At 56.7% G+C, this 21,691-nt stretch carries 22 protein-coding genes; 13 read left to right on the top strand and 9 right to left on the bottom strand.

Going from position 1 to position 21,691, the window contains the following annotated elements; all coding sequences use genetic code 11:
- Positions 1-122 precede the first annotated feature (122 nt).
- Positions 123-1,031, top strand: a complete 909-nt coding sequence (locus MOV76_RS07185; RefSeq protein WP_247264199.1) for a hypothetical protein — start codon at positions 123-125, stop codon at positions 1,029-1,031.
- 156 nt (positions 1,032-1,187) lie between these two features.
- Here the strand turns inward: MOV76_RS07185 and MOV76_RS07180 are convergent, their stop codons facing one another.
- Positions 1,188-1,922 (bottom strand): phosphotransferase enzyme family protein, encoded by a 735-nt coding sequence (locus MOV76_RS07180; RefSeq protein WP_247264198.1) that lies wholly within the window; start codon positions 1,920-1,922, stop codon positions 1,188-1,190.
- 241 nt (positions 1,923-2,163) lie between these two features.
- Between MOV76_RS07180 and MOV76_RS07175 the strand changes: the two genes are divergently transcribed.
- Positions 2,164-2,466, top strand: a complete 303-nt coding sequence (locus tag MOV76_RS07175; RefSeq protein ID WP_247264197.1) for a DUF982 domain-containing protein — start codon at positions 2,164-2,166, stop codon at positions 2,464-2,466.
- 86 nt (positions 2,467-2,552) lie between these two features.
- Here MOV76_RS07175 and MOV76_RS07170 read toward each other — a convergent pair whose 3' ends face one another.
- The gene (locus tag MOV76_RS07170) at positions 2,553-3,071 is read right to left on the bottom strand and encodes an SOS response-associated peptidase family protein (RefSeq protein WP_247264196.1); all 519 of its coding nucleotides are present in this window, start codon (positions 3,069-3,071) and stop codon (positions 2,553-2,555) included.
- A 74-nt stretch (positions 3,072-3,145) separates the two neighbouring features.
- On the opposite strand from MOV76_RS07170, the gene MOV76_RS07165 reads away from it, so the two are divergent.
- Together MOV76_RS07165 and MOV76_RS07160 are read left to right on the top strand one after the other, a co-directional pair.
- Entirely contained in the window at positions 3,146-3,634 is a 489-nt protein-coding gene (locus MOV76_RS07165; protein ID WP_247264195.1) for a hypothetical protein, read from the top strand.
- Positions 3,635-3,983: 349 nt separating this feature from the next.
- A complete protein-coding gene (locus MOV76_RS07160; protein WP_247264194.1) occupies positions 3,984-4,361 on the top strand; it encodes a pentapeptide repeat-containing protein in 378 nt (125 codons plus the stop codon).
- A 470-nt stretch (positions 4,362-4,831) separates the two neighbouring features.
- Here MOV76_RS07160 and MOV76_RS07155 read toward each other — a convergent pair whose 3' ends face one another.
- The 5 genes from MOV76_RS07155 to MOV76_RS07135 form a co-directional block, all read right to left on the bottom strand.
- Positions 4,832-6,058 (bottom strand): NAD(P)-binding domain-containing protein, encoded by a 1,227-nt coding sequence (locus MOV76_RS07155; RefSeq protein ID WP_247264193.1) that lies wholly within the window; start codon positions 6,056-6,058, stop codon positions 4,832-4,834.
- Positions 6,059-6,872: 814 nt separating this feature from the next.
- Positions 6,873-7,361 (bottom strand): hypothetical protein, encoded by a 489-nt coding sequence (locus MOV76_RS07150; RefSeq protein ID WP_247264192.1) that lies wholly within the window; start codon positions 7,359-7,361, stop codon positions 6,873-6,875.
- Positions 7,362-7,551: 190 nt separating this feature from the next.
- Complete coding sequence (locus MOV76_RS07145) at positions 7,552-7,842, bottom strand: hypothetical protein (RefSeq protein WP_130729750.1); 291 nt, start codon at positions 7,840-7,842, stop codon at positions 7,552-7,554.
- Between the two features lie 874 nt (positions 7,843-8,716).
- On the bottom strand, positions 8,717-9,235 hold the full coding sequence (locus MOV76_RS07140) for a transcription elongation factor GreAB (protein WP_247264191.1): 519 nt from the start codon (positions 9,233-9,235) through the stop codon (positions 8,717-8,719).
- An 807-nt stretch (positions 9,236-10,042) separates the two neighbouring features.
- Complete coding sequence (locus MOV76_RS07135; RefSeq protein WP_247264190.1) at positions 10,043-10,480, bottom strand: GreA/GreB family elongation factor; 438 nt, start codon at positions 10,478-10,480, stop codon at positions 10,043-10,045.
- Between the two features lie 54 nt (positions 10,481-10,534).
- On the opposite strand from MOV76_RS07135, the gene MOV76_RS07130 reads away from it, so the two are divergent.
- Together MOV76_RS07130 and rnk are read left to right on the top strand one after the other, a co-directional pair.
- Positions 10,535-10,789, top strand: coding sequence for a hypothetical protein (locus MOV76_RS07130; RefSeq protein WP_247264189.1), 255 nt, complete (start codon positions 10,535-10,537; stop codon positions 10,787-10,789).
- A gap of 324 nt (positions 10,790-11,113) precedes the next feature.
- Positions 11,114-11,527 carry a nucleoside diphosphate kinase regulator gene (gene rnk, locus MOV76_RS07125; protein WP_130729746.1) on the top strand — a complete coding sequence of 138 codons (414 nt, stop codon included), beginning with the start codon at positions 11,114-11,116 and terminating at the stop codon, positions 11,525-11,527.
- 206 nt (positions 11,528-11,733) lie between these two features.
- On the opposite strand, the gene MOV76_RS07120 is transcribed toward rnk, so the two are convergent.
- A complete protein-coding gene (locus tag MOV76_RS07120; protein ID WP_247264188.1) occupies positions 11,734-12,000 on the bottom strand; it encodes a helix-turn-helix domain-containing protein in 267 nt (88 codons plus the stop codon).
- A gap of 94 nt (positions 12,001-12,094) precedes the next feature.
- Here MOV76_RS07120 and MOV76_RS07115 point away from each other — a divergent pair, with 94 nt between their 5' ends.
- From MOV76_RS07115 to mnhG, 6 genes are read left to right on the top strand one after another with little or no spacing between them, the layout of a single operon-like run.
- Complete coding sequence (locus tag MOV76_RS07115; protein WP_247264207.1) at positions 12,095-15,019, top strand: monovalent cation/H+ antiporter subunit A; 2,925 nt, start codon at positions 12,095-12,097, stop codon at positions 15,017-15,019.
- Positions 15,016-15,357 carry a Na+/H+ antiporter subunit C gene (locus MOV76_RS07110; protein WP_247264187.1) on the top strand — a complete coding sequence of 114 codons (342 nt, stop codon included), beginning with the start codon at positions 15,016-15,018 and terminating at the stop codon, positions 15,355-15,357. Before MOV76_RS07115 ends, MOV76_RS07110 begins: the two co-directional genes overlap by 4 nt.
- Entirely contained in the window at positions 15,354-16,973 is a 1,620-nt protein-coding gene (locus MOV76_RS07105; RefSeq protein WP_247264186.1) for a monovalent cation/H+ antiporter subunit D, read from the top strand. Before MOV76_RS07110 ends, MOV76_RS07105 begins: the two co-directional genes overlap by 4 nt.
- 1 nt (position 16,974) lies before the next feature.
- Entirely contained in the window at positions 16,975-17,451 is a 477-nt protein-coding gene (locus MOV76_RS07100) for a Na+/H+ antiporter subunit E (protein WP_247264185.1), read from the top strand.
- On the top strand, positions 17,448-17,729 hold the full coding sequence (locus tag MOV76_RS07095; RefSeq protein ID WP_247264184.1) for a K+/H+ antiporter subunit F: 282 nt from the start codon (positions 17,448-17,450) through the stop codon (positions 17,727-17,729). The genes MOV76_RS07100 and MOV76_RS07095 overlap by 4 nt, the downstream gene beginning before the upstream one ends.
- Positions 17,726-18,088 carry a monovalent cation/H(+) antiporter subunit G gene (gene mnhG, locus MOV76_RS07090; protein WP_247264183.1) on the top strand — a complete coding sequence of 121 codons (363 nt, stop codon included), beginning with the start codon at positions 17,726-17,728 and terminating at the stop codon, positions 18,086-18,088. The genes MOV76_RS07095 and mnhG overlap by 4 nt, the downstream gene beginning before the upstream one ends.
- Positions 18,089-18,241: 153 nt before the next feature.
- On the opposite strand, the gene MOV76_RS07085 is transcribed toward mnhG, so the two are convergent.
- Entirely contained in the window at positions 18,242-19,138 is an 897-nt protein-coding gene (locus MOV76_RS07085; RefSeq protein WP_247264182.1) for a universal stress protein, read from the bottom strand.
- Between the two features lie 755 nt (positions 19,139-19,893).
- Here MOV76_RS07085 and MOV76_RS07080 point away from each other — a divergent pair.
- Positions 19,894-21,480 (top strand): hypothetical protein, encoded by a 1,587-nt coding sequence (locus tag MOV76_RS07080; RefSeq protein ID WP_247264181.1) that lies wholly within the window; start codon positions 19,894-19,896, stop codon positions 21,478-21,480.
- The last annotated feature ends 211 nt before the right edge of the window (positions 21,481-21,691 follow it).

Below are 21,691 nucleotides of genomic sequence, written 5' to 3'. Positions count from 1 at the left end.
TAATGCTCGGCTGCAGAGGTTACTCTAGACAACAATTTCTGAGAGAGATGCTTGGCCTGCACTCGCCGTCGCACCAAAGTATTGTTAGGGTGCGATCATTGATCGCTACGAGGGGAGCAACAATGGTCGATGTAGCACAGGCTCGAAATGGTTCGCTGGAAGTCGGGGGCGAAGCGCTGGGGCGCATCCACGCGAAATCGAACAGTCGTAAGGCGACGGCCTACTGGGTGGGTTTCCTGAAGGGCGTTCTGGCGAGCGGCAAGATCGAGACAACGGAGTACGCGCCGTTGAAGGTCGAGGCGCAGAACTTCCTCGCGTTGCTGCATGACCCTGATGCCAGCGAATTGATTGACGACCTTCGCATCTGGGAGAGCGATCCCAAGGAGGTGTTCCAGATTGTCGAGGACATCGTCACTTTCCGGTCGCGGGATTTCATCGTCGAAAACGACGCCGACGAGATCAACGAACTGTACGGTTTCTGCGCCGGTATCGCCTGCGACAACCGGATCACACCGCGGGAGGTCGAGACGTTGCTTGCGCGGATAGATGCTCACCCCCGGGTCAAGGAGGACCGTCGCGTGCTGAACCTCAAGAACGCAGCGGTCAGATCGATCGCCGATGGGCAGATCACAGACGAGGAATCGGACGACATCTGCACCTGGATCACCCACCTCGTCGGCGACAGCGCGACCGACACCGGCCTGTCGACGTTCGGCAACGTCGGCGTGATCGAGGGCGCGCTCGAGAACCACGCCGACGTAGTGTTCAACCAGCGCATGTTCGTGCTGACGGGGAAGTTTCACCTCGGGCCGCGCAAGGCCGTACAAAGCATGATTGCCGAGCGAGGCGGACAGTTCAAAGGCACGGTGTGCCGCGATACCCATTATCTTTGCGTGGCTACCGAGGCTTCGAGGGATTGGAAGCACAGCCACGAGGGCCTCAAGATCATTCGTGCGATGGAACTGCGCGATCAAGGGCGCGGGCCGCATCTGGTACACGAAGGAACGCTTGCTCAGGCGCTTGCGCGGTAGCAGCCTCCATCGGCGAGCGTGTAAACAGGTCGAGCAGTTATTGACACTCCGCCTAAAGCTGGAGAAAGGCCACTTGCCTGTCACAGCGGTGATCGTCGAAACGGCACAACGCGGGAGGTGAACGTGCCAGGGAAAGGGCGCTTGCGTCGGTACTGCTCAGACCGGGCGAACTTCGGCAAGCCGCTTGACTGCATACTCGTCCCGCCAGCAGACGGCGGCTTCCCATGCAGCTGATGCTTGCGCGGCGATGTCATGCGTGCCGTCGTCGAGGTCGGCAGCGTTGCCGGGCAGCACCAGGTCAAGGTCGGGGACGTCGACATGTGCCTCGTCCCAATCGATCAACGCGACCCGATCCGCGGTCATGCGGACGTTGCCGGGGTTGCTGGGGTTGCCATGGACAACGCATGTCTGGCGTCCGACTAGCCGCGCCCATGCTGCTCGACATCGAAAAACGCCCTCCGGCGGCATCGCGGCAAGGTTGATCCTCGTTCCGGTTTCGGCATGCAGGAGGTCGCTCGACGATCGCCAGCCTGGGCGCTGCGGCCAGCCCTGCGTCAACCGATGCAGTTTGCGGAGCGTTTCGGCCACGCGACGCCAGTCGGACTCCGTCTCGGGCGGTCCGCCCTCCATGTACTTCATGACCACCAGACCGTTCGCGAACAGCCGGCCGTCAGTCGTGGGGATCGGCACTGGAACGTTCATCCCTTCACGGTCGAGATGTTGGAGCAGCTCGGTTTCCCAGGCGAGGTCAGCGTCGGTCCTGGAGCCGAAACGACCAACCGCGATCTGCCCGTGGATGCGAACGCTCCACACGTCGTTGGCGACTCCACCGGCAAGTGGTTCGATGCGAGCCGCACCTTCACCCCATTGCCCCAGTGCTTCCCATCCCATTGACGATATCCCTGGCGGCCACGATCATAACGAAAGAAATAGCGGAAGGTTCGCCAGCATCCCAAAAAAGGCCGATGTAGCGTAGGGCGCTCCGATATCAAATCGTAGAGCGCCCGCTCCTCTCCTACCGCATACCTTCACAACCGGTCACGTCAGGTAACCAATCGTCAATTACGGATTCGGAATATACGCGTATGGTGCTCTTTGGGGATTGCGATCCCTGCTTTGAGCGGTCGAGAACATGGACTGGGACGCAACCTCTGCATTCACACCCGTCGGGCTGGCTCTGCGCGGCCAACCAGCTCACAGGATCGTCCGCACCCTCGGCGACGCGGCATATATGCTGCTCAAGGACTGGCCTTCAGATGACGGCGAAGAATATGTCACTGCGGTGAAGGCTTGCGTCGATGCGATCAGCGGTCAGATCGCTCCGGAGCAATTTCGGGACGCGTTCCTGCGTGCGGCCGATGAAGCGGGCATCGCAGCGTTGACTATCGTCTACCGAGACAATAGCGAAAAACCGGGTGGCTGCTTGAGCGGTTAGCGGCTGGTGCTGTCTAAAACATATGTGACCGCTCGCTCGAGCGACATGACAGACGTGTCAGCTCGCCGGCCAAAAGGTCGGCCGGACTACAGCAAGGTCGGCTCTTCCGACACCGCTTGCCGCTTGGCTACCCACAGATCGTTGGTCCTCTCCATAAGGATCGATTGAGCCGGATATTTACGCTGCTGTAACGCGAAGAGATCACCAAGGCTTCCGTGCATCCAAAGTTCATATTCGTTAGGGTGCAGCAGAACGGGCATGCGATTATCAACGGGGGCAACTGCCTCGTTGGCATCCGTCATAGCGCCTGAATAAACCGGACCCCATTCGTCACTGACTCGCCACAAGTCGCCCCACGCGAAGACCGGTTCTCCTTGTACGCTGAACCAGGTTCTGGTCATGCTTCCTTTGATACCTTCTGCTTCCGCGAAACCCGTCATTGGGATCAGGCATCGCCACTCTTCCTTGCGGGCGAGTCCGACCCACATTGGCTTCGTCAAATCGGCGATGTTGTTGACCGGCTTGGGCTTTGCATCAGGCTTCATCCCCTTGAGCCGGAGCGGGAACCCCCAGGTCATCGACGGAACTTCAACTGCTAAACGCATTAGGTCTCGAAGACCTGTTCGAATCGGTTAGTTGTCATGAAGCTCATTGATTTGCCTGCACAGAAAGAATTTCTTTGGCACCGCATGAGAAGCGATTTGACATCGCTGGTCCCGTGGTTTGCCGACAACGAACTGTTCTCTGTCCAACGTGTTGTCGTCCAATCGGCTACGACGACTCCTCCGTTGAACACATCGTCCCTAAACAAGCTCTGGCGTGCGACCCACCGGAAGTTCGCGAAGCCATCCCGCAAAATGAGCGTAGCGGTTTGACGTTGTTGTGCGCGAAGCCGCTGATCATCAAAGGCAAACGCGTTCCGGGCAATGGCTGCAACAGCTGGAAAGGAAAATATTACGACCCTTACCTGCGTGAGCTTCTAAATGCGGATTTCCAGACGAAACGCATCGATTCGCGACATCAAGTATCGTTATATTGCGCAGGCTACCTCGCGCTCGTGAGGCAGTTTGGTTATCAAGTCGCGTTGTCTCAGGCGGGACTGCTTTCACGCAACCAGTTCTTCCACCCGAACACGTTCCTGAGTGAGTGCCACTCACCTGCCAGATGATGCTTACTGGCGGGCGCAGGTCAGATTTCATAGAGGACGACAGGAGCTATTGGAGCAATCCGTTTTCGATCAGCATAGACGGTCCAACCGCTCTTATCGATCTTCGGAATATCGGATTCAGGGTTCCGTTGTCCCATGATCCTTCCCAGCCAGTCGCTCGGGTTTTGCGGTATGCGCCTTCGAGGTATGCTTTCAGGCCTGATCTCAGGACGGTTTTTGAATAAAAGGGGTGAGCTGATCAATACTGGCTCGCTGTAGACATCCAGTCGCGAAACGTTAGTTTTTGCGACGAAAGATTGTGCATTCTGGTATTCTTTTGTCTTAATCTCGTGGACCGGAGGAAAAGACAATGAGCGATCAAGAACACAACCAGTTTGATGGCCCTCAGATGCAGGGAGTTCATTACGAGCGGGCTGATATGTCAGGTGCGAATTTCGACGGCGTAAACCTTGCAGATGCGCGGTTTTACGCTGTGTTGACCAAGGCAAAATTCACCGACACCAATTTAAGCGAAGCGTTTTTTGACGATATCAGCCTTGCGGATGCGCGCTTTAACAACGTCAATCTGTCTGGAGCCGCCATCACGAATGCAAACCTATCGCGGTTGACCATAAGCGGCGTCACGTTGGCAGATTCAGACATCAAAGACGCCGATTTGACTGGGATGCGCATCAATGGCGTTCTCGTAACCGATCTATTCCTGGCCTATGAAAACGCGAAAACCTGATGGCCGTGGATGACTTTGTGCACATCGAGAAACAGCGTAGATTGGCGTCCTGAAATTCACCACCTTGAGCAAAACGGCCATGGCAGCAGGAAACAAATCGTCGCAAGCGGGAGCGTCACCGAAACGTCGCCACAAATTCAATCCCAAGCGAGAACCCAGGCCACAGGTACTCGCACAGGCGAATCGAACCGTCTTACGGATGGCTTCTGCAGTGGTGGTTGCCTTTCTCGCCGTCCTCGCCGTTCAGGTTTTCTGGTAACTGCAAGCGCGATTGGCGATTTTTTGTCGAGTTGGAAGACCGCTCTTGGGCCCAAGCGGTCACCGGCGGATAGAGTAAATGATCTGGTCGGAGCCAAACCGACTTAACGCCCAAAGCGGACCCGTCCACAAACAGCCGAGTCGCCCTTTCTCTCCTGGAAACGCGGATTATTTCACACTGCTGCGCACATCCCGGCGCGGTCCTCGTTGAATTACCCGGCTTCGGCCATGTGATCCGCAATGTACGCAGCGTCTTCACCAACGCCAAAGAGCAGGCCGGACTTGAATGTGTACATCCAATGCAGCCCAAGGAAATACAAATTCGGGCAGTTGGTGACGCCGCGTTCCTGAATAGGTGCTCCGCCTTCGTCGAACACCGGAATGTCCAGCCAACCAAAATCGAAAGTGTATCCGGTGCACCAGACGACGGAACCGATGTTTGCAGTCTTCAAATCCAGGTTTGGAATGGGCAGAACTGGAACAGGCCGTCCCGGCGTGTCCTTCGCATCTTCAACGGGCAGGTCGAGTGATTTCGCCTTCGCGCACTCATCTGCAGCATGCTTGAAGTCGCTATAGGCTCGGTCTGCCTCCGTCAAAACATACTCGGCATCATCATTGAAGTAGAGTTTGCCGCCCGCGACGCCATCGAGCCGCCCGAGAACGACGCCCCCCTTTAGAATGAAGCGACGCACGTCAACGTCATACCCACCGTTGACCCCTGTGATCACCGTAGTGGTCGGATATTTGCGCCCTGGGAAGCTATTGATCGGTACGTCAAAACGGCCCATGGACATGAACCACCAGAAGTTGTCGCGACCACGGTATCGGCGCGGCACACGGCGATGGGCGCTCACGCTAAAATAGACTACACGGCCATCGACATTGAGTTCATCAGCAATCTGACAACCAGAAGCACCGCTACCGACCACGAGGACCGCGCCCGGTGGGAGCTGCTCTGGGTTTCGGTAATCGCTTGCATGCACTTGATAGACATGCGGCGGCAGGTCCCGCGACCATGCCGGCAGTGACGGTCGTTGAAACGGGCCCGTCGCGACGACGACCCGCGATGCGCCGAACAGACTGTCATTCGTCTTAATGAGAAAGCGGTCGGAGTGGCGATCGCGACGCAGCAAGGAGACTTCCGTGCCACAGCGAACCGGCGCATCTATGAACTTTGCGTAGTCCTCGACAAACTTGCCAACGTCGCGATGATGCGCGAATGCGTCCGGGCTATCGCCAGTGTATTCGAATCCGGGCAGCCTCAACGACCAGTTCGGGAATTGGAAGCGGAGGGAGTCCCATCGCTCGCCCAACCAACGCTCCGCGACGCGCTTGCGTTCAAGAACAACATGTTCTCGGTTGCATTTGCGCAAATGGTAGCTCATGGCCATGCCACTTTGGCCGCCGCCAATAACTACAGTGTCGTGTAGGTTCTGCACTCCTGCGTCTCCAGGCCGGCTAGAGCTGCAGGAGCCTAACAAAGCCGACCTGGAAGGACAACGCCGACGTTAACAGGTCGTGGTCAGCGCAATGCCGGCAAGTACGGCGGAGACCGGCCGAATGCGTTGTGCCAATTTTGTGATAATGACCGGTATTGGCGCTTTGTGAACATCACTCGACGTCGCCTTCCGGCCCGAAAGCGGTCATGGGTCAATTCTCAGTGATATTTTCCCGCAGTCCCGGGTCAGCTCTCAGTGCAAATCAACAGCCTCGGAGCGCTGTTTGGAACAGGATGGACCCGAGAGCAAGCAACCCGCCTTCTATCCTCTGAATGGCTTGCAGAGCTTGATGAGATGCTCCTCATGTTGGATCAGGCAAGTGCCAGATATTGCTGCTAAACCCCGATGATGAAGTTGGTCAAGCGCGGACTGGGATAGCCGCTTCGTCTTCGGCATGCAGGCCGCGATTGCCCCTTCCAGGTCTTCCAGTGCGAGATCAACCTGTTCGGGATCGGCCTTCTCGGGTGCGGCCGAACGCGGCCCGCTTGATGGCTGCGACGAGCTATCAAGAACGAGTTGCACAAGGACCGGTTCACAGGGCCATCTTCGTGTTCAGGTCTCGCAAGGCGGATCTTTTGAAGCTTTAGTGGGATGGCGGCAGTTTGGTAATGGCGTAGAAGCGGCTAGAGAAAGGCCGCATGTTATCGATGCCGATATGAAAAATGCTGCCGGGCTGATTGCAATCAAGATCGGTGTATTCACCGCAAATTTTTCAGCCGGTAGCTTGCGCAGTTGTTGATTTGGCTCGTCCAACCTACTCCATGCGCCGCTTGGGCCAGCTTAATCGCGTGGCTGCAGAAGGATGGGTCCCTCGCGGAAACCCTGAAATGGCCGCATTGACGAGCTGGAGACGAGGTGCAGGAGCTTGGAAATCGAGCCGCATCACATATATTTTTTGTGGGCTACCGATGTCGGTATCTATGTTTGTCGTCGCTCCCTCTCTCAAGCCGAGTATCCCCAATCCCAGAATGGATTTCACCGAGACAGTGTAAACAGGAAAGTCGCGGCTCTCATTCCGAACCATCAAGGCCGTCCTTGCAGCGCCTTCATTGACACAGAACGTCACGCGACTGCCTATCGTCACGGCATCATCGGGCATATTTCTGGGGGGGCAGACTGAGGCCTCTAGCAGCTTGCTTTTAAGCAATCGGGTGTAGGCGTTGTCGCGAGGGTCCTGATTAAGAATTTCTTGCAGGGTCGCGTGGTCGTTAGCCGTTAGGTAGCACGCAAGCGGCGTTATCATGGTATTACTCCTTGGAGCGCAAAACTCTGCAATTGTGCAGGATCGCCAGCCCCCGGTTGCGTGGCAGCCGGATGGACCTTGGGTGCCGTCTCATGCAGAAACTACGGGAAGTCGGCGGATTGGCGTTGGTGCAGGACTCTGCAGGAGCTCACTTTCCGAGGATCATGAGCGGCCTCCCGTAACCCAAATGTTACCAAGACCCCGCCTCCTCAACCGCTGCCTCGAGCACGCCCAATGCATAGTCGACAGTCGCCTTCTCGTCCTCGGCACACAATTTGAGCGACCGACATCTTTCTTTAAGATTATGCAGTATCCGCCGTCGAACTTTTGAAACTGCGGGTGCATGCTCGTGTCGCAGAAGTTCTTCCAAACAAGCAACGGCAACGACTTCGAAAACCAGCAATTTTCCTTCAACTTCACCTTGGGTGGGGATCGCCATACGCTCACCGCCACGCTTAAAATCCCGCTCAGTAGACAGCATAACGTTCTCCTTGCCTCCAAACCTCTCCGACTGTGAAAGGGCGCAACGAGCGCTCTTTTCGATTCGCTCTCGTCTGCAAGTGCAGTTGTCGAATTCCGCTATGCGGAAAAACGGTTTGCCGCACGCTCTCCGACAAGATGACAGGCAAGATGTCGATTTGACGAACCGCCCGCATGGAGGCAGAGCTGTGAGAGAAGTCAGGAAGGCGACCCTCATCCGTGCTACGAATTGGCGTCTGCACCAGGTGATTGTCCAACCCGGATGCCCACGAGGATATTGTTTTCCTCTTGTTTGACAAACGAATTCGGATGTCGGTTCAACGCAACTTCTTTGTTGGATCTGCAGAGGCAGGTCACATGCTCAAGGACGCATGATTGTGGACGCCTAACGATTGGCGTAGACGGCGCAGAAAAATGTCGACCGCGAATTCAACTGCCGCGTTACTCACGTAGCCCCGGCACATTCATAGCCTCAGGTAACCGCGGGGGCGTGATCTACGGTCTCGTAAGCTCTCATCAGCCAGACGAGCGCGGTGCAGCACCGCGGAATTTGACATTTTGGCGAACATCATTCGAACCTGCTAAGGCAACGGCCCTGAACTCTAGTGCGCAGGTTTTTTGAAGCGCTGACTCGGATATGGTCGCCGCAAAAGGATCAGGGCGGCGAACTTTGTGGCTCAAGCTTCGGCAAGCGGCCAATGATGACGATTTCGGTTTCAACCTTCCAGTTTTACGTGAAGATAGCGGAACTCGCGTCGGCCGCATTCTGACTTACTGGAATCGATTTTGATCGCAAGATGCAGAATCCCTAGTAAGTACCCACGGCTGTAATACCGAGATACTGCATCCCGGCACCCTATTCCAATTGTTCCCGATCATGCGGCACTAGGACCAGGATCATCGTCGTCGGAGATCACTGCTTTCTTGGGCCGTGGCCGAAAATCGACGACTTTCGGATCAATCAGTTCTGCGGCTCCCCGGTCCTTCTCTTTCAGGCGGGTCTCCGCCTCAGGCTGAAACAGCACGCTCTCGACCGTTAGAACCTCAAACTCTCCGTCGTTTCCCGGAATTTCGGTCTTCGCCCCAACCGCCAGCCCCAAGAGCGCCAGGCCCCGCATCGAACAAACAGAGAGGGCGAGTCTGGGCAGTCCGCCTGCCGGTTTATGGACAAGAACATGCGGTCCGACCCTCACGCCGTTGATGGTGTAGACGAGTTCGGTGTCGATCGTGACCACATTGGCGGGAATGTCCTGGCGAGAGAACACGCTCGAACGATTGAACTTCTCTCGAAGCACGGCCGCGAACGGACCCGGGCGGTCCCCCTGCCGTTCGAGCATGGACATCAAGACATTGGCATCCTCGGCGGTCAATTGATAGAATGCTTCTCTGGACATGGCTCATTTCTCCAGCAAGTGTTGTCGCTTGCCTGCATCGTCGATGGTCGGGAATACCGCAGCATCTCGATGAGGATCTCAACGCAACCAAACTCGTATCTGTCGCGGCGGGAACTTCGGCTCTCTATGCGAAATGGCCGTCCCGATCACCACGCGAGCCCCCTCCGCTGCAGCCTCAGGACTTGGATAGCGCGACGGCAACACCCCATCGAATACAGTCGAGCAGGCGTAAGCGGTCCCGCTCAGGCGGTCGTAGTGGAGCTGAACGTCGATAGCGTCCCCAGACGGATTATTGGTGACGGAATGATAGGTCATCGCGCCGCCTCACTTTGCGAAGGGCCGAGCCGGCTTTGTGCCTGCTCCCGGTGCCGTGCCGTCAAATCTGCCGATCCGGAAATCATCTCTAGACCGCACTGGAGCCGGTGGACCCTTCGCGTGAGCCCATTGGTCGCGTGTGCACAGAGCTCCATCTCTGCAAGTTCAGGTTCCTGGAGACGGGGAATGGAACGGCCGACTAGGCCGCGCATGCGACCGAGTTTCTCTCGTTTCAACGCCTTCGCACGATCAAGCGGAGTGGCGTCGTCAAGCAGACGCCGCAGGATAGTAGTATCCCGATCAGAAAATATAAGGGACGAATGGACCGTAGTCATCGTAGGTCTCCTATGGATGTGCCAACGCTGGTTCAACAGGAACGCCCTGTGCCGACCACGATGGCAGCACAGGGCTACGGTCCTGCGGTGAGGCAACCTCCCCGGTGTTTTCGGTATTTGCTGTCGCGCAAGAGCATTGATGTTCCTCGGGGTGTGCTCACGTAGAGGAGCGATAGTGCGGGAATCCGGTGATTGGTCTTTCGGCAACGTGCACCACAGTCAGGTCGTTGAGCTGACCGTCTTGAGAGAGCCACTGGCTGCTCTGCCCTTGCCGAAGGCCCAGAAGTGCCACCCCGATTGGAGCAAGCACGGATATCCTTGAAGCCTCGGCATCGAGATCATCCGGATCTACGAGAGTGATGGTGCGGCGGGATGCGCCTTTGACATCGAAAGTAACGGTTGAACCGATCCCGACTGTATCGTCTGGTGACTGCCCATCCGGCACCACGACGCTTTTCTCGAGTTTATCGACCAGTTCGGCGGAGGCGTGGCGGTCCTTCGCCGAGGCAGCGTCGGCAAGGCGTATGAGCGACAAGTAGTCTGTCGCTCCGAGAATGGACACCTGATGCATTGAAGAGGAAATACTGTTTGACATTGCTCGCGATACCTCCGGTGCAAGCATGACGGTTGCCATGCGTGCGATACTGTTTTGGAAGAATTGTCGGGCTATCAGCAAACTTTGGTGCTGACCGCTTTTACCCATGATCCGGCGGTCGACGATGGGCCGGATCCGGGTTACGATCCTGCGATCGGGCAGACCCTGAAGGCTTCGATCGGGAATATGTCGCGGTTGTTCAACATGGCCATTAAGATCGTCATTGGGAGCCAAGAAGTCAAGCCATCCCGCCTCGCGTCCGGCATGTGGCGCGCTGCCGCATCCAATTCAGCTGGGCTTCTTTCCTGAGCCTTCGGAAAACGCCACACATAATTTGTAGATGCGGTCGCAGATTGGCAACATCGGGACAGCTCGGCCTTGGATTGAGCGAGTGCCTTGACTTCCCCCTCGGGAACGGCATCATCTCAGGCCATGACGAAGAACTCTCAATTTCGTAGCCGTCGCCTCCGCGGAGTGCGTCTTATCGAAGGACTCTAGCCCAGGGTTCTTCGCAGCTGTCGCGCGCTTGAACCCTGGGATCGTCTTCGTCATTTGCCGGTTCCGCGCGACCTACACTCACAAGACTCTACTCTATCAATGCGGCCTGAACGGCTGCGTGAGGATTCATGAAAAATGGAAACCAACTTATCTACTGGCGTCAAGCCATCGATCATCGTGCGCCAAACCGACCACTCCCGCCTCACCTCGCTGGCGCTGGCGGCACCTGGTCGGGACCTCGACGTGGCTGATGAGCTCCTCGCCGAACTCGAGCGGGCTTCAGTGGTGATCGACGACAGTTTTCCACCCGAAGTGGTGGGCCTGGGCTCTACTGTCTCTTACGAGACAGAACGTGGGCAAGCGCGGACGGTCACTCTCTGCTATCCGGGCCGGGCCGACATCGAGCGATCGATGGTGAGCGTGATGACCCCTGTAGGAGTAGCCCTCCTTGGGCTCTCGTCCGGACAGTCGATCAACTGGAGCGGTCGAGACGGGCACGTTCATAGGCTGACTGTAACATCGGTCAAAAACATCAAACCCTCTCGTTGAGAGGCAGGGTGGCGGAATGGTCGAAGAGGATTTCGTCTGTCGGGATTGGGCTGCAGCCTGCCTGAGGGCGCTAAAGCGCAATTTCGGCGGCTTGGCCGAGGCCCATTTTCGGCAAAGTTCGGAAGCAAAATGGTACACGCATTACATCGCTCGACACCTTCTTCCCGAATTAACGACCGCTACTATTGGCGAAATACCCCGCTTGCTCATTCCTTGGAGCCATTGGTCGTGCCACAGATCGCCGTACCGCAGCCGAGAATGTCAACGAACATGACGCCTCCCTCTTTGAGAGCGCTGAGCAACTGCGCTTCCGTCGAGCGATGCAGCCCATGTCGATCTCCCTCGAAGTCGCGGATTGTACTGCGGGAGACTGTTGAGCGGGCGGCCAATTCCTCCTGGGTCCAACCAAGGAAACCGCGTGCGGCGCGACTTAATGCCGGGGTGAGGCTGACTTCTACTGTGGCGCGACCCATATGACAGATATAGCCCAATGAGGGTAAAGTTTAAAGTTAGTGTTTCAGGGCGGCCAATTTTGCGGCCGCCACTTCTACGTCAGGAGAGAATCCAATTGGGGTAAATGCAGCATCGACAGTTCTCGTGCTGATCGTCATCCTGCCTTTCGCAGGAAGCTTGCTGACGGCATTTTTACTCCGAACAAGTTCGAGAACCCTGCCCGCTTCCATCGCCGGGGTCGTGACCGCAACTGTCGTGTTTTTGACGGCCGCTCTCTATCCGCTCGTTTCGAACGGAGGCGTGTTTAGGTTCGAGATCGAGTGGCTACCTCAGATAGGCGTTAACTTCACTCTGCGGCTGGATGCATTCGCATGGTTGTTCGCGATGATGGTCTCGATCATCGGGGTCCTGGTCGTCCTTTATGCCCGTTACTATATGTCTGAAGAGGATCCGGTACCTCGGTTTTTCTCCTTTCTCCTGGCGTTTATGGGATCGATGCTGGGAATTATCCTTTCCGGCAACGTCATCCTGCTCTCCGTGTTCTGGGAACTTACGAGCCTCACTTCGTTCCTCCTAATCAGCTACTGGAACCAGAACCCTGCGGCACGCGATGGTGCGCGAATGGCGTTGACCGTGACTGCGACCGGTGGCTTCTGCCTGCTGGTCGGGTTGGTGATCCTCGGAAACATCGCCGGAAGTTATGACCTCGACGTCATCCTCTCCTCGGCGGACGTGATCAAAGCTCATCCGCTTTACCTGACGTGCCTGGTCTTAATCCTCCTTGGCGCTTTCACAAAGAGCGCACAATTCCCGTTCCATTTCTGGCTGCCGAACGCCATGGCTGCGCCCACGCCCGTATCGGCCTATCTTCACTCCGCGACGATGGTTAAGGCGGGCGTTTTCCTGCTGGCGCGCCTTTCGCCGGCGCTTTCGGGAACCTACGATTGGTTCATGCTCGTCGGTCTCGCAGGCATTTTGACGCTTCTGCTCGGCGCTTATTTTGCGATGTTCCAGCAGGATCTCAAAGGGCTGCTGGCCTATTCGACGATTAGCCATCTAGGACTGATCACCACTCTCCTCAGCCTGGGAAGCCCGCTTGCCACGGTTGCCGCGATCTTTCATATGGTAAATCATGCCACCTTCAAGGCATCGCTGTTCATGGCAGCCGGCATTATCGACCACGAAACCGGCACACGCGACATGCGCCGTCTCAGCGGTCTGTTGCGCCATCTGCCCATAACCGGTCGGCTCGCCATGGTCGCCAGCGCAGCCATGGCGGGGGTCCCACTCCTTAACGGCTTCCTCTCCAAGGAAATGTTCTTCGCCGAGGCGGTAGAGACACATGCCCACTCGTGGCTGGATACCGCGACACCATACTTGGCCGTTTTAGCCAGCGCCTTCAGCGTCGCCTATTCAATCAGGCTCATCTATTCGGTTTTCTTTGGACCGCCTTCAACCGACCTCCCCAACCAACACCCACACGAACCACCGCGTTGGATGCGCTTCCCCATCGAATTCCTGGTCATTGCCTGTCTCGTTGTTGGCATCGTTCCAAACCTGACGATCGGCCCTTTTCTACATGCCGCGGCTGTTAGTGTTCTTGGCCAGTCCACGCCGCAATACAGCCTTTCGGTCTGGCACGGATTGAACATTCCGTTCCTGATGAGCCTCGTTGCGCTGTCGGCCGGGTGCGCGATCTTTGTAGGCTTCCGGAAATACTTCGCGCGCTGCGACGGCCCCCCAGTGTTCCGGCACTTTGCCGGTCAACGAATATTCGAGCGGGTCCTCGTGACCGTATCATGGCGCTGGGCAAGAAGTCTGGAGATCTGGCTTGGGACAAGGAGGCTGCAACCACAGCTCAGATGGATTACGTTTCTCGGCTTCCTGGCCGCTCTTCTCCCGCTCTACCTCGCCGGTTTTCAGTCGCGAGCGATATCTACATCCGACCTTAACGTACCTTTCCTCGGGCTCTGGATGATCGGCTGCTGCCTTTCGCTTGGAACGGCTTACCTTGCAAAGTACCATCGACTGGCAGCTCTGGTGATGCTGGGTGGGGTTGGATTGATCGTGTGCATCACATTTCTCTGGCTCTCGGCACCGGATCTTGCCCTTACCCAGTTACTCGTTGAGATCGTGACCACCGTTCTCATTCTTCTCGGATTGCGATGGTTGCCGAAGCGGGTAGCGGCTCTCAAAGAAGAGATGACTTTCAGCTCCCGGTTCCGACGGTTCCGAGACTTCCTGCTTGCCGCAGTCTGCGGTGTTGGGATGGCTTTCATCTCCTACGCCGTGATGACAATGACGGTGCCAGAGGCAATTTCCACCTTCTTCCTGGACAATGCCTATATCCAGGGGGGCGGCCGCAATGTTGTCAATGTGATCCTCGTTGACTTTCGGGGCTTCGACACGCTCGGGGAAATCACCGTTCTAGGAATTGTTGCCCTTACCGTCTACGCCCTCCTTCGCCGCTTCCGGCCCGCGCCGGATAGCCTCGCTCCGCCCGAACAGCAGCAAGTCCAATCTCTGTTTGACGCAAAGCAGCCGGACCGTCACTCAGGGGACACAGTGCGCGATTATCTGCTCGTGCCCTCAGTCATCATGCAATGGCTATTTCCGGTCATCATCACATTGGCGCTCTATGTCTTCATCCGCGGCCACGACCTGCCAGGTGGCGGATTCTCCGCAGGTCTGACAATGTCGATCGCATTCCTGCTGCAATATCTCTCCGGGGGCACACGCTGGGCCGAGGAGCGACTCCGTGTTTTGCCACTGCGCTGGATGGGATCCGGACTGATCATCGCGGGAGGGGCAGGCATTGGTGCCTGGTTGTTCGGCTATCCCTTTTTGACCTCACATTCACGCTACTTGGAACTCCCGCTGATCGGGACGGTGCCCGCGGCGACCGCGATGATCTTCGACCTCGGCGTTTTCCTTTTGGTGGTGGGCTCAACTGTGCTCATTCTCGTCGCGCTCGCGCATCAATCGATCAGGATCAATCGGATCCGAGCGTCGGAAGAACCCCGGGAGCGAGCAGAATGACGGAGCTTGTCCTTGCTGCTGCAATAGGTTTCATAACCGCCTGCGGTGTCTGGCTCATACTGCGTCCGCGAACCTATCAGGTGATCGTCGGCCTCTCGCTGCTGTCATATGCCGTAAACTTGTTCATCTTCGGAGTAGGAGGCGTAAAGTCGGACAAGCCACCGATCCTAGCTGACAGCGTCTCGGTTGCAACGCTGGCCGATCCCGTTCCGCAGGCTCTTGTCCTCACAGCAATTGTCATAGGTTTCGCCACCACTGCCCTATTCTTGGTAGTCCTGCTCGCATCGCGTGGGCTGACAGGCAGCGACCACGTCGATGGAAGGAGCGATCCGCGATGATCGCTTGGTCGCAGCATCTGATAATTCTACCTATCCTGATCCCTCTCATCTTCGGTGCGGGCCTTCTATTCATTCCAGATCGCCAGCGATCAACCAAGGCGCTCGTCAGTCTGGCGGGGACCGTGGCACTGGCCGGTGCCGCCCTTCTTTTGATCGCGAATGCGGGGGAAAGCACTTTTGAGGGCGTCTATTTGATAGGCAATTGGGCGGCTCCATTCGGCATCGTCCTCGTGATCGATCGCCTGTCTGCCCTCATGGTGGGTTTAACGGCAATCCTCGCCGTGCCTGTGCTAACCTTTTCGCTGGCTCGTTGGCACTCCGCCGGAGCGCACTTCCACAGCCTGTTCCAGTTCTTACTAATGGGCCTGAACGGCGCTTTCCTGACAGGGGATCTGTTCAACCTCTTCGTGTTTTTCGAGGTGATGCTGGCAGCATCCTACGGGCTGATCCTGCACGGCTCGGGGACGCTTCGGGTCAAGGCCGGAATGCACTACATTGCCATAAACCTTGCTGCTGCCCTCCTCTTCCTGATCGGTGTCAGTCTTGTTTACGGCACCGCGGGAACGCTGAACATGGCCGATCTTGCAGAACGGCTGCCAACGATCGAGCCGGATCGCCGCATGCTGCTGGAAGCGGGAGCAGCCATTCTCGGTGTTGCATTTCTCATCAAGGCCGGCATGTGGCCGCTCTGCTTCTGGCTCCCCAGCGCCTACAGTGTTGCCGCAGCTCCGGTCGCCGCAATTCTCACTCTGATGAGCAAGGTGGGTATCTACATCATTCTGCGTCTTACGATGCTCATGTTTTCCGAAGGACCGTCCGCCGGCCTCGGCTCAGATGTACTGCTTTATGGGGGGTTGGCTACCTTGGCGTTTGGCACGATTGGGGTTCTGGCATCGCAGGCGCTGGGACGGATGGGCGCATATTCTGTTCTCGTCTCTTCCGGTACCCTTTTAGCCGTCATTGGGTTGAATAATGGGGCGGCATCTTCGGGAGCGCTTCTATACCTCGTCAGTTCCACCCTGACGCTCGGAGCGTTTTTCATGCTGGTAGAACTTGTCGAGAGGGGCCAGGACGCGGGGGCTTCTGTTTTGGCAGTGACGATGGAACTCTACGGCGATGCCGACAACGAGGTACCCGAGGAGGGCCAAGGAGCGACCATGCCGGCCACACTAGCGATACTGGGTATCTGCTTTGCCGCCTGCGCCGTTCTTCTGTCTGGCCTACCTCCCCTGTCAGGCTTTGTCGCCAAATTCATTATGCTCTCTGCCTTGGTCGGCCTCGGGTCTGTAGGAGCCCCTACCGCGACCGCCATGCTATTCGTCTTCCTTATCATCCTCGGCGGCCTTGCAACGCTCATTGCGTTCACGCGCGCTGGGATCCGCACATTCTGGAGCTCGATTGAGGGGACGGTGCCGCGAGTGCTCGTCCTGGAAATTGTCCCGATAATGCTGATCCTGGCGATCACAGCTACCTTGGCCGTCAAAGCCGGACCGGCGCTTGCCTATACGGATGCGACCGTGCGCACGATCGCCGATCCTCAGGTTTACATCGAGGCTGTCAAACGCGTGGTTCCTCGACAATCCTGGCGCGATCGCACACCGGCTCCAGGGGAATGACATGTTTCCGTACCCGCTACTGACGATTTCCTTACTGGGGATGTGGGTCCTGCTCAATGGCGTCACGATCGGGCAGGTGCTGCTTGGCAGCATCGTCGCAGTGTGCTCGACCTGGGCATTGGCCGCGTTGCGACCCGAAAAGCCGAAGTTGCGCAAATGGTATCTCCTTCCAAAGCTTTTCGGCCTCGTGATGCTCGACATTATCCGCTCGAACATCAGCGCGAGCGTCGTCATTCTACGAGGACGAACAAGGGGGCATCGGTCTGCGTTCATCAATGTCCCACTTGAGCTGAAAGATCCTACCGCTCTCGCGGTCCTTGCCATCATCGTTACAGGCACTCCGGGCTCCGCCTGGCTCGAATACGACTCGCGCAACAGCTCAGTTCTGCTTCATGTCCTGGATCTCGTTGACGAGGATGAATGGCGGGATCTTCTCAAAAACCGCTACGAAACGCTGCTGCTGGAGATTTTCTCATGAGCATGATCATCATACTCAGCGCCGTCAGCCTTGCCCAACTGATGCTGACGATCGCCATTGCCATATTGTCTGTGCGAATGTTCTACGGGCCGCGCGCGCAGGATCGCATCCTCGGGCTCGACGCGCTCTACGTCAACTCAATGCTGCTGCTGTCAGTCTTCGGTATTGGCACCGAAAAGACCGTGTACTTCGAAGCCTCCCTGGTGATCGCGCTGCTTGGCTTCGTTGGGAGCGTTTCCATGGCCAAGTTCCTGATGCGCGGGGAAGTGATCGAATGACGTATTCCGCTGCCGACATCCCGGTTTGGTTGGCTCTTTTCATCGCCTTCTTCATTCTCGTTGGGGCGGTGTTGGCCTTGATCGGGGCCATCGGCTTTGCGAGACTGCCTACCTTCTATGAGCGCATTCACGCTCCTACCCTCTCAACGAGTTGGGGAACCGGCGGCATTATGACCGCTTCCATCCTGTTCTTCAGCGTGGCCGGAGGTCGCCTAATAGTGCACGAAGTGTTGATCGGAGTTTTCATCACTGTGACTACTCCGGTAACCCTGATGCTACTTGCGAGGGCGGCGCTATATCGGGACAGGTTTGAAAAGAATCCCGATGTGCCGCGGCGGAGCGGCCAGGTCGAACCCTAACGCGGCACTTCTGCGGTGGCACGTGGGGCGCATGCAGGGGACCATGGCCAACAGACGTTGCCCCACACGCGTGTCTCGGTCCGGCGCGTCTCCAGTACGGGCTCAGCAAACTCATCGTTTCAGCTCAGCCTAATGTCGGCATGGCGGAGCTCACTAAAAACTGGGAGGAACCACCAGCACATCACTCTCGATCTCATTCACAATTCGAGATGCCACGCTGCCCAGGAGAAAATTCATCACGTCTGTGCGGCCATGGGTCCCAACAATGACAAGGTCGAGGTCCCCCTCGTCTACTAGGGGGCGCAAGGCGTCCACCACGTCACCGTCTCTCACAGTGATATCGAACCTGTTCCACGCGGCCGCGCCAGCGGCCTCGACGGCGAACCTCGCGCATTCACCGATGGCGAACTGTTCAACTTGGCGAGTGTAAGCCGCCTTGTCCTCCGCCCACATCCGATAAGGCGGATCGATTACGTGAAAAAGTCCATGCCGGCCATTGGGGAACCAATTCAGGGCAACCTGTAGAGCGGCGCTAGACGACGCAGTCAGGTCGGTGGCCACCAACGTACGTGACCTTGTGTCCAGGAGCTTCTTCTTCACCACGAGCACCGGAACACGTGATGACCGCGCCAGAGCCATAACAGTGCTGCCCATCGGCAGCACGCCCAGTATCATGCTTCCGGCCAGGCCGGTGACGATCAGATCAGCCCGCTCTCTCGTCGCCAGTGCCTGAACCACTGTTGCAGGTCTTCCGCTTTCGACGTGAACGGACGAGCGAAGACCCTCGATCCCTGCCAGATCTTCGCGCAGGCGCTTGGCGTTTCGGCGCGCAGCGACCTGGTGAGCATGGCGGACCGCGGCGTTGGCAGCTATGCCGGCATCGTCGATTGCATGAACAGCTGTGAGACTGGCATTCCATTCGATGGCAAGCTGCACCGCGCGATCCTGCGCGCGATCACATCGCGCCGTGAAGTCGGTGGCGAAAACAATATGACTTGGTACCTGGTTGACGACTGCATCGCCCGACAAATCCAGTGAAGGATTGAACATGTTTCTATCCCATGATCTGAGACGCGTCGGTCGCTTGATGCGGGTCCGGCACGTCAGCGGCAGGCTTTGCCGACCGCATGGCTACGTTCTTCGCGACCGCAGACCCGACTGGATGTTCCAGCACAAGTTGCGGTCTCGCAAACTCGTCGCGTACAAAAGCAGGAGCTATGTAGATTGAACCCAAGACGCGGGGGCGACAGAACCCGGTCCGGGTCTAGTGCTCTGCGATAGAGCAGATCCGGATGCAAGAGCAGGAGTATATGTCGCTGGTCTTCATGCCGGCATCTTCGCCCGCGAGCATCACCGAGTCAAGTCGATGCCAACCGGATCGCTTTCCGACACATGGTCCGGCCGACGCCCTGGGCCGTGAGGCAGGGGCGGCCTAGTCGATCTACGCAGGTCACCGCCGGTGGCATGCGGCATATTTAAGCGCGAGTTCTGCCCCGCTCCCGCAGCCGAGTTCCGCAGCGACATACGGAAGCGACGCCAAGTAACGTAGTTTTGGTCGGCGACTTATCGCTTTCAGGCCAATCGACCGAAAAGGACGCCTCAAAGTTGCCAGGCACTGCGAAAGGCGTCAGAGAATATGTTTGGGGAAGCTCCAGACAGCGGGGCGTCGAAGGCGGCGGCCGACTCCCACCAATAGTCGCCTTTTCAGCCTCACCCGATGCAAGCGGGACTAGCATTTCGTTTTCAAATGAATAACTACTGGCATGCTATTTCCACGCCAACAACCTTAAATATTGGGGGAGCAAATGGAATTCACAGTACCGGTAAGTCTGGCCGATATCGCCAAATTTCTTGAGAAATTTGGCGCTCGATACCAAGCGGCGCTCAATGAAATCAAAGGCAATCTAAACGAAGCGCGCAAAGAGTTACCGGCTCTTTCCTGTATCTACAGTATATATTCCCGCTCTGACAAACAGCACGGACATGAATACAAAAGCACGCGCAAAATCCGGCTGAAAATTCACGACTATTGCAGCGAACATGGGATAACCAAATACAACATCTATCAGATGCCTGACATCGTGGGAATCACCGTCGCTGTCCTCTACCCCTCGGACATCAATGTCGTCAATTCTTACATCGATGGACTCTGCAAGTCGGGGAAATACGTCCCGATCAATTCGTCGCCTTCGCCCGCTGGTGAAATCCGGACCGCATACGGAACTGTGATGCAAGAAAAGGGTTATCACGCCTGTCACTATCGTCTCAAAAAGCGAAATGCCGATTCCGAACCAATTGTCGAGATCCAGGTCAAGACAGTCCTCCACGATGCATGGGGCCTAAAGACCCACGATCTGACCTACAAAAATGAGTCTTCGATCGACGAGCTGGTGCTGGCGCAGTTCAACATACTGGGCGATGTTCTTGCCAAGCTCGACACACAGAGTGATGTTCTTAGAAGTTCGATATCAAAGGCCCAGATAGCAAGAAAAGCCAAGCTTCGCTCCGTACAGTTGGAAACGATTCTTTCGACAGCGAAGTTAATGGCGAAGCCGATTGGCGCTGTAGACGGCTCCAGCATTACTGCGTTGGAGCTCTCCGAACGAATCGAAAATATCCACAAATCCGGGAAAATCAACAACATCGGGAATGCCGAGCGGCAAGACATTACCGAGCTTGCAATAAAATTTTTCGACAAGTCGCCTGAATGTTGCTGCCTTATTCTCAGTGCTTTTGCGGCCGTAACAGAGGATGCGGTAGTGAAATCCATTGCGCTGGAGAGGATCAGCATGTGGGAAGCAGCGGCAGACGACTTGGATAAGCGAATGAAAGCAATGCTGTTCTCACATCTCGCGTACTATTGTGTCTCGGATACGCCGGCCGCTATCGATATAGCAGAGGAAGCAATTCACGTTGCAGACGACCTGATCGCGAAAGCGACAGACGCCAAAGTTGTCGAGGCCAATCAACGGCGAAAGAATTCGTTCGTCAGTTCGTTGGCATACTACCACGCAGAACTTATTGGCAGCGACGAAGGTCGGAAACGGAAGGCAGCTAAACGCGCCGGAGAGTACCTCGACCAGAGCATGAAATGTCTTGTCGACCTTGGCCTGATTAGCAAACCGGACGAGCCCATTGAAGAAATAATAGAACGCGTCAAGGATGACGGTAACGCCGAGCGCCTACACCATTCGATCGACAACGCGATCTTCGTAATGATCCAAACCGCGGTCTCCTCACCGCAGGTTAGGGAAGCGCTCAGGCTGCTGGATCTGCAAAAAAAGAAGCGCCCCGCAAGTCTTGGGACGCTTCCTCAATTACTTCATGAGCTCCATGAGCACCACGGCAGAATCAAGCTTTTCGAGCTCGAAACAGCGGAGATAGGTGCTTAGACGAGCTCGCCCCAACCAAATGGAAACTTCATAGTGATCACTCCTCTTTGCCGAATCCTAAACAATCCAGCATGTTGATGTTAAATCGCCTTGTCCAAACCCACAATACAAATATTCATGGCGGAAACGCGGCGTCTATCAGCAATACGAGTAATGCACAACAGCGGTTAACGGTTCCTTGACCTCTTGCGGTGACGAGGCCGCCGGAGGC

The sequence above is a fragment of the Rhizobium sp. PRIMUS64 genome, from assembly GCF_023006465.1.
Classification (GTDB): Bacteria; Pseudomonadota; Alphaproteobacteria; order Rhizobiales; family Rhizobiaceae; genus Rhizobium; species Rhizobium leguminosarum.
Note: the sequence above shows the minus strand (reverse complement) of the source record. Positions and strands in the feature narration are given on the sequence as shown.